This is a genomic window from Ornithinibacillus caprae (assembly GCF_009728145.1).
In the GTDB taxonomy this organism is placed as follows: domain Bacteria; phylum Bacillota; class Bacilli; order Bacillales; family Amphibacillaceae; genus Ornithinibacillus; species Ornithinibacillus caprae.
The window spans coordinates 406,657-422,257 of the sequence record NZ_WOCA01000001.1; the positions used below are offsets into that span (position 1 = coordinate 406,657).

A 15,601-nucleotide genomic window follows, 5' to 3' on the forward strand; every position below is an offset into this window, starting at 1 on the left:
AAGGGAGGGACATTTCATGTCTACAAATCGTCATGAAGCGTTAGGTTTAACGGACGAACAAGTAATTGATATGTACAAAACGATGCTTTTAGCTAGAAAGATTGATGAACGGATGTGGCTATTAAACCGTGCTGGAAAAATACCATTTGTTATTTCCTGTCAAGGACAAGAGGCAGCCCAAGTAGGTGCAGCATTTGCACTAGACCGAACTGGAGATTATGTTGCCCCATATTATCGTGATATGGGTGTCGTACTTGCATTTGGAATGACAGCTAAGGAATTAATGCTTTCTGCCTTTGCTAAAGCAGAAGATCCAAATTCAGGTGGTCGTCAAATGCCAAGTCACTTTGGTCAAAAGAAAAATCGGATATTATCTGGTTCATCACCGGTTACAACACAGCTTCCTCATGCTGTTGGAGTAGCGTTAGCAGCGAAGATGGAGAAAAAGGATTTTGTATCCTTTGTAACACTAGGAGAAGGTTCCTCCAACCAGGGAGATTTTCATGAAGGACTTAACTTTGCAGGTGTACATAAATTGCCTGTTATTACAATGGTTGAAAATAATAAGTATGCCATTTCAGTACCGATTGAAAAGCAAATTGCAGCAGAGAAAGTATCGGATCGTGCAATTGGATATGGAATGCCTGGATTTACAATAGATGGAAATGATCCACTGGCGGTCTATGAAGTGGTTAAGGAAGCTAGGGAACGTGCTATTAAAGGTGAGGGTCCAACATTAATTGAGGCAGTATCTTATCGTTTAACAGCTCATTCAAGTGATGACGATGATCGTACGTACCGTAATAAAGAAGAAGTAGACGAAGCAAAGAAAAAAGATTCTGTTTTTACATTTGCTACGTATCTTAAAGATCAAGGAATTTTAACAGAAGAAATAGAGAAGGAAATAACTAGTGAAATAGATCGTATTGTTAACGAGGCGACAGATTACGCTGAAAATGCACCATATGCCGAACCAGAGTCTGCGCTAAAATACGTATACGAAGAGTAGGGAGGGAAATGTTATGCCAGTAATGTCATATATTCAAGCTGTAACAAGTGCATTAAAAGAAGAAATGCAACGAGATGAAAAAGTATTTGTTTTAGGTGAAGATGTAGGGAAAAAAGGTGGTGTTTTCCGAGCTACCGACGGTCTATATGATGAGTTCGGAGAGTACCGCGTATTAGATACACCACTTGCTGAATCTGCGATCGCCGGTGTTGGAATTGGTGCTGCAATGTATGGTATGCGCCCTGTTGCTGAAATGCAATTTGCGGATTTTATTATGCCAGCAGTAAACCAAATTATATCAGAAGCTGCTAAAATGAGATATCGTTCTAATAATGACTGGAATTGCCCAATTACGATTCGTGCTCCATATGGTGGTGGAGTTCACGGTGCTTTATATCATTCCCAATCGGTTGAGGCGGTTTTTGCTAACCAACCTGGTTTAAAAATCGTTATGCCTTCAACTCCTTATGATGTAAAAGGATTGCTTAAGGCAGCAATTCGTGACAATGATCCGGTATTATTCTTTGAACATAAACGCGCTTACCGCTTGTTAAAAGGAGAAGTTCCAGAAGATGATTATGTACTTCCTATTGGTAAAGCAGATGTAAAGCGTGAAGGTTCTGATGTAACGATTATTACATACGGATTATGTGTACATTTTGCGTTACAAGCCGCTGAAAAACTAGCTGAAGAAGGCATTGATGCACATATTTTAGATTTAAGAACAGTTTATCCGCTTGATAAGGAAGCAATTATCGAAGCGGCTAAGAAAACTGGAAAAGTCTTATTAATCACAGAGGATAATAAGGAAGGAAGCATTATAGGTGAAGTAGCAGCAATTATCTCAGAAAATTGTTTGTTCGATCTTGATGCTCCAATTCAACGTTTGGCAGGACCTGATGTTCCAGCGATGCCATATGCTCCAACAATGGAGAAATTCTTTATGATTAATCCTGATAAAGTGGAAAAAGCAATACGAGATTTAGCGGAATTTTAATCAAGGAGGGACAATGATGGCAACAGAAAAAATAAATATGCCACAACTTGGTGAGAGCGTTACTGAAGGTACCATTAGTTCATGGCTAGTTAGTGTTGGAGACCATGTAAACAAATATGATCCAATTGCTGAAGTTATGACAGATAAGGTAAATGCTGAAGTACCTTCATCCTTTACAGGTACAATTAAAGAATTAGTTGCCCAAGAAGGCGATACGATAGCGGTCGGAGAATTAATGTGTTATATCGATACGGAAGGTGGAGCAACGGAAGCAGAGGTATCACCTACTCCGAATGAAAAAGAAGAAGATTCAGCTGTGGAAGAAGGTCCAAAAGACCAATCAATGAAGAAGCGATACTCTCCAGCTGTCTTACGTATGGCTCAAGAAAATAACATTGACTTAGAACTAGTTAACGGAACTGGTCGTGGTGGAAGAATTACTCGTAAAGATATGGAAAAGATCATTGCTAGTGGTAATATTCCAACTCCACAGAAGTCCGAAGCCCCTGTTGAGACTAAGTCAGTTGCTGATGAACCAAATACAGAGCCTACTACACCTAGAAAAGAAGTACAGTCACAACCAGCTGTAGCGCAGGCGGGAGATATCGAAATACCTGTTACAGGTGTTCGTAAAGCAATTGCTCAAAATATGGTTCGTTCGAAAACTGAAATCCCTCACGCATGGATGACGGTAGAAGTGGATGTAACGGATTTAGTAACGTACCGTAACCAAATGAAAGATGAGTTTAAGAAAACGGAAGGGTACAGTCTAACTTTCTTTGCATTCTTTGTTAAAGCAGTTGCTCAGGCTCTAAAAGAATATCCACAATTAAATAGCATGTGGGCTGGAGATAAGATTATACAAAAGAAAGATATCAATCTTTCCATAGCAGTAGCAAAAGATCAGGAATTATTTGTACCGGTGATTAAACATGCTGATGAGAAAACGATTAAAGGTATAGCACGTGATATTTCTGATTTAGCCAACAAAGCTCGCTCTGGTAAGTTGACATCTGAAGATATGCAAGGTGGTACATTTACAGTTAATAATACTGGTTCATTTGGTTCGATTCATTCGATGGGAGTAATTAATTATCCGCAGGCAGCTATTTTACAGGTAGAGTCGATTGTAAAACGCCCGGTAATTATTAACGATATGTTCGCTGCTAGAGATATGGTTAATCTATCGTTATCCCTTGATCACCGTATTTTAGATGGTCTTGTTTGTGGACAATTCCTAGCACGTGTAAAAGAAATATTAGAAAATATGAACAAGGATACCACATCTATTTACTAGAAGTAATATAAATTGAAATTTATAGTTGAAATTGATAAGCTTGGAAGTAGTTTATTAATTAGAATAGTAAGGAGATGAGTATCTCATGGATTTTAATATGTTCATGAATGATGTTGTAGATGCTGCTCGTAAGGATATAACAGAGGCAGGTTATCAAGAGCTTAAAAGTCCGGAAGATGTGGATGATGCTCTAAATCGTAAAGGAACAACTTTAGTAATGGTTAACTCTACTTGTGGTTGTGCTGGTGGTGTAGCTCGTCCAGCTGCTGCTAACGCAATCCATTATGATAAGCGACCAGATCATTTAGTAACTGTTTTTGCTGGTCAAGACCCAGAAGCAACGGAAAAAGCAAGAGAATACTTTGAAGGATATCCACCTTCATCACCATCATTTGCTTTCTTAAAAGATGGTAAAATCGTAACAATGCTAGAACGCCATGACATTGAAGGACATAGTGCTATGGATGTTATGACTAAACTTCAACAAATCTTTGATGAGCATTGTCAAGAGGTTTAATAGGATTTTAAATAAGGCTGTCTCATCACTTGGGTCAGCCTTATTTTTCATAAGAAGGAGTAAGTAATTAGTGAAAATCGGCTATCGTACAATAAAGACAGCAATTGGAACTCCGATTGCAGTATTAATTGCGCAACTACTTGGGGTAACGAATTTTATATCTGCAGGTATTTTAACCATATTAAGTATACAGCCTTCAAGGAAGAGATCCGTATTAAGTGCCTGGCATCGGTTTTTTGCTTGTATAATAGCCAGTGTGCTTTCTTATTTATTCTTTGAGTTTATTGGTTATAATACACTAGTTTTGGGGTTAATGTTAGTATTGTTTATTCCTATTACCGTATTTTTTAAAATTACTCCCGGAATTGCAACAAGTTCTGTCATAACATTAAATCTGTATAGCACTGGAAATATTACATTTTCCTTTTTAATGGAACAATACTTACTGATCATAGTTGGTCTTGGGGTTGGATTATTAGTTAATTTATATATGCCTAGCTATGATAACAAACTGAAGGAAAAGCAAAAAAAATTGGAGCATTGCTTTCGTGTCATTTTACTTGAAATTGCATTATACATAAGGGAAAACGATTCAAAATGGGATGGAAAAGAAATTGCACAATCAGAGGAGATATTAGATGAAGCAAGTGACTTAGTAAAGTTAGACAGAGAAAATCACATGCTTCGGTCTAAACATCCATACTACGACTATTTTATTATGCGTTCCAAACAATTGGAATTGCTTCGCAAAATGTTACCTCTTGTAACAAGGTTACCTAAAACGGATCAGATCTCATTGAGAATAGCTAATTTTTTTGAAAAATTAGCAGATGTCGTACATCCAGGCAATACCGCAATTATATACCTAGAGGAATTACACCAATTAAAACATGATTTTAATCAATTCGAATTACCTAAAACACGTGAAGAATTTGAAACAAGAGCTAATATGTTTCGGTTATTATTGGAAATAGAAAGTTATCTTTTAATTAAAAGTAAATATAAACAGAGTGACGTTTTAAAAAAGCAAATAAAAAAGACTGGCACTACGTAAAATAGTTAACCAGTCTTTTGTTTGCAGATAGAGATAATAAAAGTGCTACTGTACATAAGAGATTTACTTTAATTGAATTATATGAACAACACTAATCCTGCAGTTAGTGATGAAAGAAGCATTGCTATAATCATAATCCAGACAATAATTTTTACGTTACGTTCGCGTTTTGATTTTTTTCTTGGCATTGGTTTGTTCGTTTGTTTTGTAGCCATTTAAATGTCCTCCTTAATAATCCCTTTGCTAATTGTATTTTAACGTTAAAATTAATATTGGACAAGTAGAAAAAAATAATTAAAAATAGAGATAAAGTAAATTCTAAATTTTACACACATTTTGTCTTAGAAATGGAGATGAGAAAATGGATGAAATAAAAGGTAGCTCTAAGCAAAGGTGGATGAATTCTGTCGACTCAACATTAAAGCGCTTTCCTGAACGAAAAGATACATTTACAACCTCCTCAAATGTAGAAATTGATCGAATCTATGATTCTAGTAATGATCAATATTATGAAGAGAAGCTTGGATATCCAGGGGAATACCCGTACACGAGAGGAATTCAACCCACGATGTATCGTAGTCGCTTTTGGACGATGCGTCAATATGCTGGTTTTGGCTCAGCTGAAGAAACGAATAAGCGTTTTCGATATTTATTAGAACAAGGACAAACTGGTCTATCGGTTGCCTTTGATTTACCTACTCAAATTGGTTATGACTCGGACGATCCTATGTCAGAAGGTGAAGTTGGAAAAGTAGGCGTTGCAATAGATTCATTGAAAGATATGGAAAAGCTTTTTGATCAAATACCACTAGATCAAGTAAGTACATCTATGACAATTAATGCACCAGCTTCAGTTCTGTTATGTATGTATATGGCGGTTGGTGAAAAACAGGGTGTACCGTTGGAAAAACTAACGGGTACGATTCAAAATGATATTTTAAAAGAATACATTGCTAGAGGAACATATATTTACCCACCAAAGCCGTCCATGAGATTAATCACAAATATCTTTGAATACTGTCAGCAAAATGTTCCTAAGTTTAATACGATTAGTATATCGGGTTATCATATACGAGAGGCTGGTTCAACTGCTGTACAAGAGGCTGCTTTTACCATTGCAAATGGTATGGCATATGTTGATGCAGCACTCGAATCAGGACTTGCAATTGATGATTTTGCACCACGACTTGCTTTTTTCTTTAATGCACATAATAACTTCTTTGAAGAAGTTGCAAAATTCCGTGCTGCACGTCGAGTATGGGCAAAGATCATGAAGGAACATTATCAAGCTAAAAATCCAAAAAGTTGGAAGCTTCGTTTCCATACTCAAACTGGTGGATCCACTTTAACCGCACAACAACCAGATAATAATATTGTGCGTGTTACAATGCAAGCGCTTGCTGCTGTATTAGGTGGAACCCAAAGCTTGCACACTAATTCTCGTGATGAAGCATTGTCATTACCAACGGAAGATTCGGCACGAATTGCGCTAAGGACACAACAAATCATTGCTAATGAAAGTGGAGTGGCAGATACAATAGATCCATTAGGTGGTTCTTATTATGTTGAAGCTCTGACAGATCAAATTGAAGAAGAGATTAATAAATATCTAGAGCGGATTAAAGAAATCGGTGGAGCTGTTAAAGCAGTTGAAGAAGGTTATATGCAACGCGAAATACATCACAATGCATACGAAACACAAAAAAGAATCGAGACTCAAGAAGAAATTATTGTTGGGTTAAATAAATACACATTAGATGAGGAAGTTAATCCAGATCTACTAAAAGTAGATGAAGAATTAGAAAAGGAGCAAGTAAAGCAAGTTCAACAAGTTCGTAATGAACGTGACGACCAAGAGGTGAAGGTAGCTCTAGAACAAATTCGAACTGCTGCAAAATCTGATGACGAAAACTTGATTCCACATATTTTAAAAGCTGTAAAAGATTATGCAACAATAGGAGAAATTTGCAACGTATTACGCGATGAATTTGGAGAATACACCGGCTAACTAAGGCTATTTTCGGATTAAAGACAAGGGGAACAAGATGAAAAGGGGAGAGACAGATGAGGAAAATTCGTGTATTAATTGCTAAACCCGGATTAGATGGTCATGACCGAGGGGCATTGGTTATAGCACAAGCATTACGAGACCATGGAATGGAAGTTATATATACAGGACTACGACAATCACCTGTACAAATTGCACAAGCTGCAATCCAAGAAGATGTTGATGTAATAGGTCTTTCTTCTTTATCAGGTGCACATAAAGCATTATTTCCAAAAGTGATCGAAGCTCTAGAACAACGACATGCCGGAGATATACCAGTTGTTGCAGGGGGAGTTATCCCAAGTGAGGATATACCCTTTCTGTTAGAAAAAGGAGTTAAAAAGATTTTTACAAGTGGTTCATCAACAGAGAGCTTAGCAGAGTATATTAAACAACTTGTACAACCAAACGTTGATCCAATTCCAGCACCAAAAAAAATTGCCCATATTGGTATAGCGGTTAAATCAATAGATAGCGTTCTTTCTTTGTATACAGATTCACTCGATTTAGAGATTGAGAATATAGAAGATGTTGAGTCAGAAGGTGTTAAAGTAGCTTTCCTTAAAATCGGTGAAAGTCGTATTGAATTACTAGAACCAGTTGACCAATCTTCTCCAATCCAGCAATTTATTGCGAAAAAAGGCGAAGGTATCCATCATATTGCGCTTGAGGTAGAGGATATTCATGCTCGTATGGAAAAATTAAAGAAAAATGGTTTTTCCTTTATTAATGATCAGCCAAAGGAAGGAGCTCATAAAAGTCAAATCGCCTTTCTTCATCCAAAATCTTCTCATGGTGTCCTTTACGAACTTTGTCAGCCAGAGAAAGGAAGGGAAAATTAGATGGATATTTTTGATAAAATAAATGAATTATATGATAAGCGAAGACTAACCGAGCTTGGTGGTGGAGATGAGCGCATTGAAAAACAGCATGCAAAAGGGAAGCTCACTGCGAGAGAAAGAATTGACTATCTATTAGATGATGGTACATTTGTTGAGTTAAATACTTTTATTGAACATCGTGGAACGGACTTTGGCATGAATAATACAGATGCAAAAGGTGAAGGTGTTGTTACTGGATATGGTAAAATAAATGGGAAGCCCGTATATTTATTTGCACAGGATTTTACAGTGTACGGTGGAGCATTAGGGGAAATGCATGGCAAAAAAATTGCTGCAGTAATGGATTTAGCAGCTAAAAATGGAGTGCCTTTTATTGGATTAAATGATTCTGGTGGTGCTAGGATTCAAGAAGGGGTATCTTCTTTAGATGGATATGGACATGTGTTTTATCGGAATTCGATCTATTCTGGTGTTATCCCGCAAATTTCTGTAATTATGGGACCTAGTGCTGGTGGGGCTGTTTATTCTCCAGCAATTACCGATTTTGTTATTATGGTAGAAAAGACATCACAAATGTTTATTACTGGCCCTAAGGTTATTGAAACGGTTACTGGTGAAAAAATATCCTCCGAGGATCTAGGGGGAGCATATATTCATAACTCCAAAAGTGGAAATGCACATTTAAAAACAAAGACGGAATATGAAGCACTAGATGCGGTTAAAAAGCTATTAAGCTACCTTCCGAGTAATTATAATGAAAAGCCAGAAGTAGAAGCCTTTCAAGAAGAGGAACAGCTTCGTCCTGCGTTAACGGATATTGTTCCTTTTGATTCCACTAGACCATATGATGTAAAAAATGTTATTTCGCAAGTTGTTGATCCAGACAGTTTTTATGAAATACATCCAGACTTTGCAAAAAATATTGTTGTTGGATTTGCAAAAGTAAATGGACAAGCAGTTGGATTAGTCTGTAACCAACCTAAGTATTTGGCAGGTGGACTTGATATTGATTCAAGTGACAAAGCAGCTAGATTTATCCGTTTTTGTGATTCGTTTAATATCCCGTTAATAACGTTTGAAGATGTTACAGGTTTTTTTCCTGGTATTAAGCAAGAGCATGGTGGTATTATACGTCATGGAGCTAAAATCCTATATGCATATTCGGAGGCTACCGTACCTAAAATAACAATTATTACTAGAAAAGCCTATGGTGGAGCATATGTTGCCCTTAACAGTAAATCTATTGGGGCAGACTTGGTTTATGCTTGGCCAAATGCAGAAATTGCGGTAATGGGTCCAGAAGGTGCTGCAAACATTATTTTCGCTAAGGAAATTGCAGAAAGCGATGATCCTGATAAAACAAGACAAGAAAAGATTGATACGTACCGAGAAAAATTTGCTAATCCATACATTGCGGCAGGATTAGGAATGGTTGATGATGTTATTGATCCACGAGAGACAAGGGGCAAGTTGATACAAGCAATCGAAATGCTCCAACATAAACAAGAACACCGGCCACAAAAAAAACATGGGAATATCCCATTGTAAAGTTATTTACATAGGAGGATTACATCAATGACAACGATTAATAAGGAACGACTAATTAATGAATTTATGGAACTTGTCCAAATTGATTCTGAAACAAAATTTGAGACAGAAATTGCAGCAGTTTTAAAAGATAAATTCTCATCACTTGGATTAGAAGTGGTTGAAGATGACAGTAAAGAAAAAACTGGCCATGGAGCGGGGAATTTAATTTGTACTCTAAAGGGAAATAAACAAGGGGTTGACCCAATTTATTTTACATCCCATATGGATACGGTAGTACCTGGTAAAGGTGTAAAACCTTCAATTAAGGATGATGATTATATCGTTTCTGATGGAACGACAATTTTAGGGGCAGATGATAAGGCAGGACTTGCTGCTATTTTAGAATCTATACGTTCATTAAAAGAAAATAATGAGGAACATGGTGATGTTCAGTTCGTCATTACCGTAGGAGAAGAATCTGGATTAGTTGGCGCTAAAGCATTAGATAGCTCATTAATTAATGCAAAATTTGGGTATGCGATTGATAGTAATGGGGATGTAGGGGACATCATTGTTGCTGCACCCACTCAAGCTAAAGTATTTGCTATTATTAAAGGTAAAACAGCTCATGCTGGTGTAGCTCCTGAAAAAGGTGTCTCTGCTATTACGCTAGCTGCAAAAGCTATTTCTAAAATGCCACTTGGCCGTATTGATGAAGAGACGACTGCAAATATTGGTCGTTTTGAAGGTGGAAAACAAACGAATATAGTTGTCGATCATGTTGAAATCCTCGCAGAAGCACGTTCCTTAGTGCCAGAGAAAATGGAAGCTCAAGTTGCTAAAATGAAAGAAGCTTTCGAAACTACCGCACAGGAATTTGGTGGAGAAGCTGTAGTCGATATTAAAATCATGTATCCAGGGTATAAGCAAGAAGCAGGAGACCAAGTAGTAGAAGTCGCAAGAAATGCTGCCAAATCCATTGGACGTGAAAGTAAACTATTAAAGAGTGGCGGTGGTAGTGATGCGAACGTTATTGCCGGATTTGGAATTCCAACGGTTAATCTAGCTGTTGGTTATGAAGAAATTCATACGACAAATGAAAGAATTCCTGTGAGCGAGTTAGTTAAAATAACAGAATTAGTAGAGGCGATTATTAAAGAAGTTGCTAAATAAGTTGGAAGAACCTTTGGAAACTATTCTAAAGGTTCTTTTCTTATGTTCCTTTTATAACTGGTGCAAAGGCGCACTCTGATTGAAGATTCACTTTATCCCGCATATAACGGGCAGTAAGCCGCCCAAAACATGGCGGTTAAGTCAAGGAGCTTAAGTGGGGGGCAACTGCCCGTAAATGTCCGATTCGTTCATCTAACAATCAAAGGGGAGATAAAGCGCCCCCCTCTGATTGAAGATTCACTTTATCCCGCATATAACGGGCAGTAATCCCCCAAAACATGGCGGTTAGTCAAGGAGCTTAACTGGGGCAACTGCCCGTAAATGCCCGATTCGTTCATCTAACAATCAAAGGGGAGATAAAGCGCCCCCTCTGATTGAAGATTCACTTTATGATATAATGGATATACAAACAATTGTTCTTAAGGATGTAAAATCATGGTACAAGAGTCTAATAAAAGAAGAATAATATTTCACATTGATATGAACTGCTTCTATGCTTCTGTTGAAGCGGCATATAATCCAGCGTTAAAGGGAAAACCTTTAGCTATTGCAGGAAACCCTGAGGAACGTAGGGGGATTATTGTAACTAGTAGTTATGAAGCAAGAGCAAAAGGTGTAAAAACAACGATGCCTCTTTGGCAAGCACGAAAGCTATGTCCAAATCTGATTGTAATGCGTCCTAACTTCGAACGGTATCGAAGTGCCTCACGTGAAATTTTTAAAATGATGGCAGAAATTACTCCCTATGTTCAACCAGTGTCAATCGATGAAGGGTATATGGACGTTACGGATGTCAAACATTTAGGGACACCAATAGAAATAGCTGAAAATCTACAAAAACAAATTTTAGACAATCTTGATTTGCCATGTAGTATCGGTATTGCACCAAATAAGTTTTTGGCAAAAATGGCTTCAGATATGAAAAAACCGTTAGGAATTACCATTTTACGCAAACGAGAGATTGCAACAAAGCTATGGCCATTGCCTGTTGAAGAAATGTATGGAGTAGGAGAGAAAACAGCAGAAAAATTACATGCAATTGATATTAATACGATTAAGGATCTTGCCAGTAAAGATGAATATCAATTGAAGCAGATATTAGGCGTTAATGGTGAAAGACTAAAAAATAGAGCAAATGGAATTGATTTAAGTCCTGTAGACCCTGATGCAGTCAATGAATTTAAAAGTATCGGTAGTTCACAAACGTTACCGCAAGATACTACTAATGAGGCTGAAATTCGTGGGTTAATGCTGTCATTAGCTGATAATATTGAACGAAGAATGAAACGAAAACAAGTAGCGGGTAAGACTGTTCAGTTAATGATTTGTTATCATGATCGTAAGACAATTACAAGAAGTAAAAAACTACAATCATTTATTGAGGATAAAAAAGATATTGTTTATATAGCCCAAGATTTATGGCAGGAACATTGGAATCAAGAACCAATTCGCTTATTAGGGATTACGATACAGGATATTCATGATAAACAAGATATAGCGGAGCAGTTAGATTTATTTACGTATGAGAAAGAAGCTAGTAAGGAGAAACTCTATTCAGCAATTGATCAGTTAACAACTAAATATGGTAAAAACCCATTTAAACAAATAAGAAATACAGTAGTACAAGATCAACCTCGAACAAGTTTTCAGAAGGATTTTTTAGATGATTATAGAAAATAGAAGCCCTTCTATCAATGGAATGAGCTTCTATTTTTAATTGTCCTTATTTCATAACTCTCTTTAGAATTGATTCGGCTATTTTCCCTCCTGGATAGCGGATGGGAATATCAAATTTGGTAGTTTGTTTTAAGATGCTTTTTCGATGGGAAAAGGTTTCAAAGCTATATTTGCCATGATAGGCTCCCATACCACTTGTTCCAACACCTCCAAATGGTAGATGAGGATTTGCTAAATGATATAACGTGTCATTAATACAGCCTCCACCAAAGGAAATATGTTTAAATACATAGTGTTGATTTTTTTCTTTTTCCCCAAAATAGTATAGAGCTAAAGATTTATCCATACGTTTTAGTCTATCAACAATCTCTTCTAACGTTGAAAAGGTGAGTACGGGCAGAAGTGGTCCGAATATTTCTTCCTGCATAATTGGATCTTCCCAAGTAATATTATCTAAAATGGTTGGTTCCATTATTAATGTTTCTTTATCTGTATCTCCACCAACTACAATTGTTCCATTTGTTAGGAATGCTTCTAATCGCTTGAAATGGTTACTACTTACAATACGAACGTAGTCATTGTTCTGAATTGGCTGTTTTCCGTAAAAAGCCTTAATATGCTTTTTCATGGCCTTTAAAAGTCTTCCTTTAACTTTTTCATGGACATAAATATAATCAGGAGCGACACATGTTTGTCCAGCGTTTGTATATTTCCCCCACACAATCCGTTTAGCTGCTAAATCAATATTGGCATCTTTATCTACAATTACCGGGCTTTTCCCACCTAATTCAAGTGTAACTGGAGTCAGATGCTTACTAGCCTGCTCCATTATTATTTTTCCAACAGCTGTACTACCAGTAAAGAAGATATAATCAAATTTTTGCTCTAATAATTTTTTACTGACTTCTGCATCGCCTTCTACAACAGCAATAAAATTAGTGTCAAACGTGTCATAAATCATTTTTGATAGAAGGGAAGACGTCGATGTGGTATACTCTGATGGCTTCATTACCACAGTATTCCCTGCAGCAATGGCTCCAATCGTAGGAGCTATCGCTAAATGTAAGGGATAATTCCAAGGTGCGATTACTAGGGTCACGCCATAAGGTTCTTTTTGGATATAATTTTTTGTACCTTTATGCGTAATTGGTGTATCAGCTTGCTCTAGTTCCATCCATTCTTTTAGATGTTTTATGGTATAATCGATTTCCATGTGCAGAAAGCCAATTTCCGTTGTTAATGCTTCATAGCTCGATTTATTTAAATCTTCCTTTAGTGCTATATAAATTTCTTGCTCATAACGCTGAAGCATCTGTTTTAACGCTTTAAGTTGTTTCGTTCGAAAACGATAGTCTAATGTGCTTCCACTATAAAAAAAAGATCGTTGCTGTTCGACAAGCATCGTTATATCTTGCATATACATTCACACCTCAAGTTTAATTTCTTTTTGATAAAAATCACTAGCAATTTCCGTGTTGGGAAAGATTTCTTGTGCCTCCTGTAATAAATCATGCCAATCATCTTGTTGAAAACGAGATGATATATGTGTTAAAACTAGGTTTTTCACTGAACTATTTTTTGCTAGTAAAGCAGCCTGAATGGTTGTCGAGTGATAATACTTTCTTGCTAGATTCTCTTTTTCTTGGTTAAATGTAGCCTCATGCACAAGAATATCAGATCCTTCTACAAAGGATGAATTTTTTTCAGTTGATCGTGTATCACCTAGAATCGAAACAATTCTACCTTTTTTACTAGGACCAATATAGTCGGCTCGATTAATCTGCATACCATCATTTGTAATTACGACATCATTTTCTTTAATTTCTTGATATATTGGTCCTGGTTGAATACCTTTTTCTTTTAGTTTTTCTACCAATAACTCACCAGGTTTATCCTTTTCTTCGATACGAAATCCATAGCTAGGAATCCCGTGTTCTAGTTTTTTGCAGTATACGGTAAAATGTTCATCACTAAATAATTTACCTTCACTTATTTCTATAATGGAGAGAGGGTAGGTTAATTGTGTTCCACTTAAATCTAAACTAGTATGAACATATTCTTTAATACCTACTGGTCCATAAACGGTTAATAAATCATCACCACCTTGGAAAGAACGACTACTTAAAAGACCCGGAAGTCCAAAAATGTGGTCACCATGCAAATGAGTAATAAAAATTTTATTTATTTTCCTAGGTTTTATTGTTGTATGTAAGATTTGATGTTGAGTAGCTTCTCCACAATCAAACAACCATATGCTATTAATTTCATGTAGCATTTTTAATGCAATAGCTGATACATTTCTTTCTTTTGATGGTACACCTGATCCAGTTCCTAGGAACATTAATTCCATATAGACAACTCCCTACATTCCCTCAATTTACTGCAAATATAATTTAAATGAGTGGGGGTAGTAACCCCCACTTCATGTAAGATTTACTTTATTTCCAACCTCTGATATATTGCTTTGGAGCTTTAAGTTCATACTTTAGCTCATCTGCTGCTTGTTTGGCCCAGTATGGATTTTTTAGTAGAGCTCTAGCAAGAAAAATGAGATCTGCACGATCATTTTGTAATATCTCTTCAGCCTGAATTCCTGTTGTGATTAAACCTACAGCTCCTGTTCTTATGTCAATTTCGTGTTTTATTGCCTCGGCACGTTTTACTTGGTAACCAGGATACGTATGGATCGATGCAGGAACAACCCCTCCTGAACTACAATCAATTAATTGAATTCCTTGTTGTTTCATCTCTTTTGTAAAATAGAAATAATCATCTAATGTATTTCCATTTTCGTGATATTCATCAGTTGAGATCCGAACAAATATTGGACCATTCCATTCTGTTTGAACAGCATGAATAATTTCACGTAAGAATCTGTAGCGATTTTCTCGATTCCCTCCATATTGATCAGTACGTTTATTTGTAAGTGGAGATAGAAATTGGTTGATCAAATAACCATGTGCTCCGTGAAGCTCTATAATATCAAAGTCTGCCTCTTTCGCACGTCTTGCTCCATTTTTAAAGGCATCAACGGTTTTTTCAATATCCGCTGCTGTCATTTCGACAGGTTCTTTATACGACTCATTAAAAGAAAGGGCAGAAGGTGCGAAAATAGATGATTCTAATTCTGCTTTTCTACCTGCATGAGCTAGCTGGATGGCAGATTTTGCACCATAACTATGTAACTGATCGTTCAATTCTTTAAACCCTACTATATGTTTGTCATTCCATATACCCAAATCCTGAGGGGATATTCGTCCTTCTGGTTGAACAGCGGTTGCCTCTACCATAATTAAGCCAACTTGGCCTACAGCACGAGATATATAATGGGTCATATGAAATGGTGTTAACATCCCGTCTTCTTTTACAGATGAATACATGCACATTGGCGACATTACAATTCTGTTTTTTAGTGTTACCCCTTGAAATTCTATAGATGAAAAAAGTTTTGCCATGAA

Annotated in this window: 14 protein-coding genes; 10 read left to right on the plus strand and 4 right to left on the minus strand. The window is 36.7% G+C overall.

From position 1 onward, the window contains the following. The first annotated feature begins 16 nt into the window (after positions 1-16). The 5 genes from GMD78_RS02095 to GMD78_RS02115 all read left to right on the plus strand — a co-directional run bounded on the left by GMD78_RS02095 (position 17) and on the right by GMD78_RS02115 (position 4,874). Positions 17-1,009, plus strand: a complete 993-nt coding sequence (locus GMD78_RS02095) for a thiamine pyrophosphate-dependent dehydrogenase E1 component subunit alpha (protein ID WP_155666651.1) — start codon at positions 17-19, stop codon at positions 1,007-1,009. 13 nt (positions 1,010-1,022) lie between these two features. Beyond that, positions 1,023-2,006: an alpha-ketoacid dehydrogenase subunit beta gene (locus GMD78_RS02100; RefSeq protein WP_155666653.1), complete on the plus strand. Its 984-nt coding sequence runs from the start codon at positions 1,023-1,025 to the stop codon at positions 2,004-2,006. A 16-nt stretch (positions 2,007-2,022) separates the two neighbouring features. Further along, the gene (locus tag GMD78_RS02105; protein WP_155666655.1) at positions 2,023-3,303 is read left to right on the plus strand and encodes a dihydrolipoamide acetyltransferase family protein; all 1,281 of its coding nucleotides are present in this window, start codon (positions 2,023-2,025) and stop codon (positions 3,301-3,303) included. 85 nt (positions 3,304-3,388) lie between these two features. Continuing rightward, entirely contained in the window at positions 3,389-3,820 is a 432-nt protein-coding gene (locus GMD78_RS02110) for a BrxA/BrxB family bacilliredoxin (protein ID WP_155666657.1), read from the plus strand. Between the two features lie 70 nt (positions 3,821-3,890). After that, positions 3,891-4,874 carry an aromatic acid exporter family protein gene (locus GMD78_RS02115; protein ID WP_343042063.1) on the plus strand — a complete coding sequence of 328 codons (984 nt, stop codon included), beginning with the start codon at positions 3,891-3,893 and terminating at the stop codon, positions 4,872-4,874. Positions 4,875-4,951: 77 nt separating this feature from the next. On the opposite strand, the gene GMD78_RS02120 is transcribed toward GMD78_RS02115, so the two are convergent. After that, on the minus strand, positions 4,952-5,089 hold the full coding sequence (locus GMD78_RS02120) for a DUF4044 domain-containing protein (protein WP_155666659.1): 138 nt from the start codon (positions 5,087-5,089) through the stop codon (positions 4,952-4,954). A gap of 146 nt (positions 5,090-5,235) precedes the next feature. Between GMD78_RS02120 and GMD78_RS02125 the strand changes: the two genes are divergently transcribed. From GMD78_RS02125 to GMD78_RS02145, 5 genes are all read left to right on the plus strand, one after another. Beyond that, entirely contained in the window at positions 5,236-6,882 is a 1,647-nt protein-coding gene (locus GMD78_RS02125) for an acyl-CoA mutase large subunit family protein (protein WP_155666660.1), read from the plus strand. Between the two features lie 56 nt (positions 6,883-6,938). Further along, positions 6,939-7,763 (plus strand): methylmalonyl-CoA epimerase, encoded by an 825-nt coding sequence (mce, locus tag GMD78_RS02130; RefSeq protein ID WP_155666663.1) that lies wholly within the window; start codon positions 6,939-6,941, stop codon positions 7,761-7,763. After that, entirely contained in the window at positions 7,764-9,311 is a 1,548-nt protein-coding gene (locus GMD78_RS02135; RefSeq protein WP_155666665.1) for an acyl-CoA carboxylase subunit beta, read from the plus strand. It begins immediately after the preceding gene. A gap of 27 nt (positions 9,312-9,338) precedes the next feature. Continuing rightward, a complete protein-coding gene (locus GMD78_RS02140; protein ID WP_155666667.1) occupies positions 9,339-10,466 on the plus strand; it encodes a tripeptidase T in 1,128 nt (375 codons plus the stop codon). A 432-nt stretch (positions 10,467-10,898) separates the two neighbouring features. Further along, complete coding sequence (locus GMD78_RS02145) at positions 10,899-12,146, plus strand: DNA polymerase IV (protein WP_425495040.1); 1,248 nt, start codon at positions 10,899-10,901, stop codon at positions 12,144-12,146. Between the two features lie 43 nt (positions 12,147-12,189). Here the strand turns inward: GMD78_RS02145 and GMD78_RS02150 are convergent, their stop codons facing one another. The 3 genes from GMD78_RS02150 to namA all read right to left on the minus strand — a co-directional run bounded on the left by GMD78_RS02150 (position 12,190) and on the right by namA (position 15,598). Then, positions 12,190-13,560: an aldehyde dehydrogenase gene (locus GMD78_RS02150; RefSeq protein WP_155666671.1), complete on the minus strand. Its 1,371-nt coding sequence runs from the start codon at positions 13,558-13,560 to the stop codon at positions 12,190-12,192. A 6-nt stretch (positions 13,561-13,566) separates the two neighbouring features. Further along, positions 13,567-14,493 (minus strand): ribonuclease Z, encoded by a 927-nt coding sequence (rnz, locus tag GMD78_RS02155; RefSeq protein WP_155666673.1) that lies wholly within the window; start codon positions 14,491-14,493, stop codon positions 13,567-13,569. Between the two features lie 88 nt (positions 14,494-14,581). Continuing rightward, positions 14,582-15,598: an NADPH dehydrogenase NamA gene (gene namA, locus GMD78_RS02160; protein WP_155666675.1), complete on the minus strand. Its 1,017-nt coding sequence runs from the start codon at positions 15,596-15,598 to the stop codon at positions 14,582-14,584. Positions 15,599-15,601 lie beyond the last annotated feature (3 nt).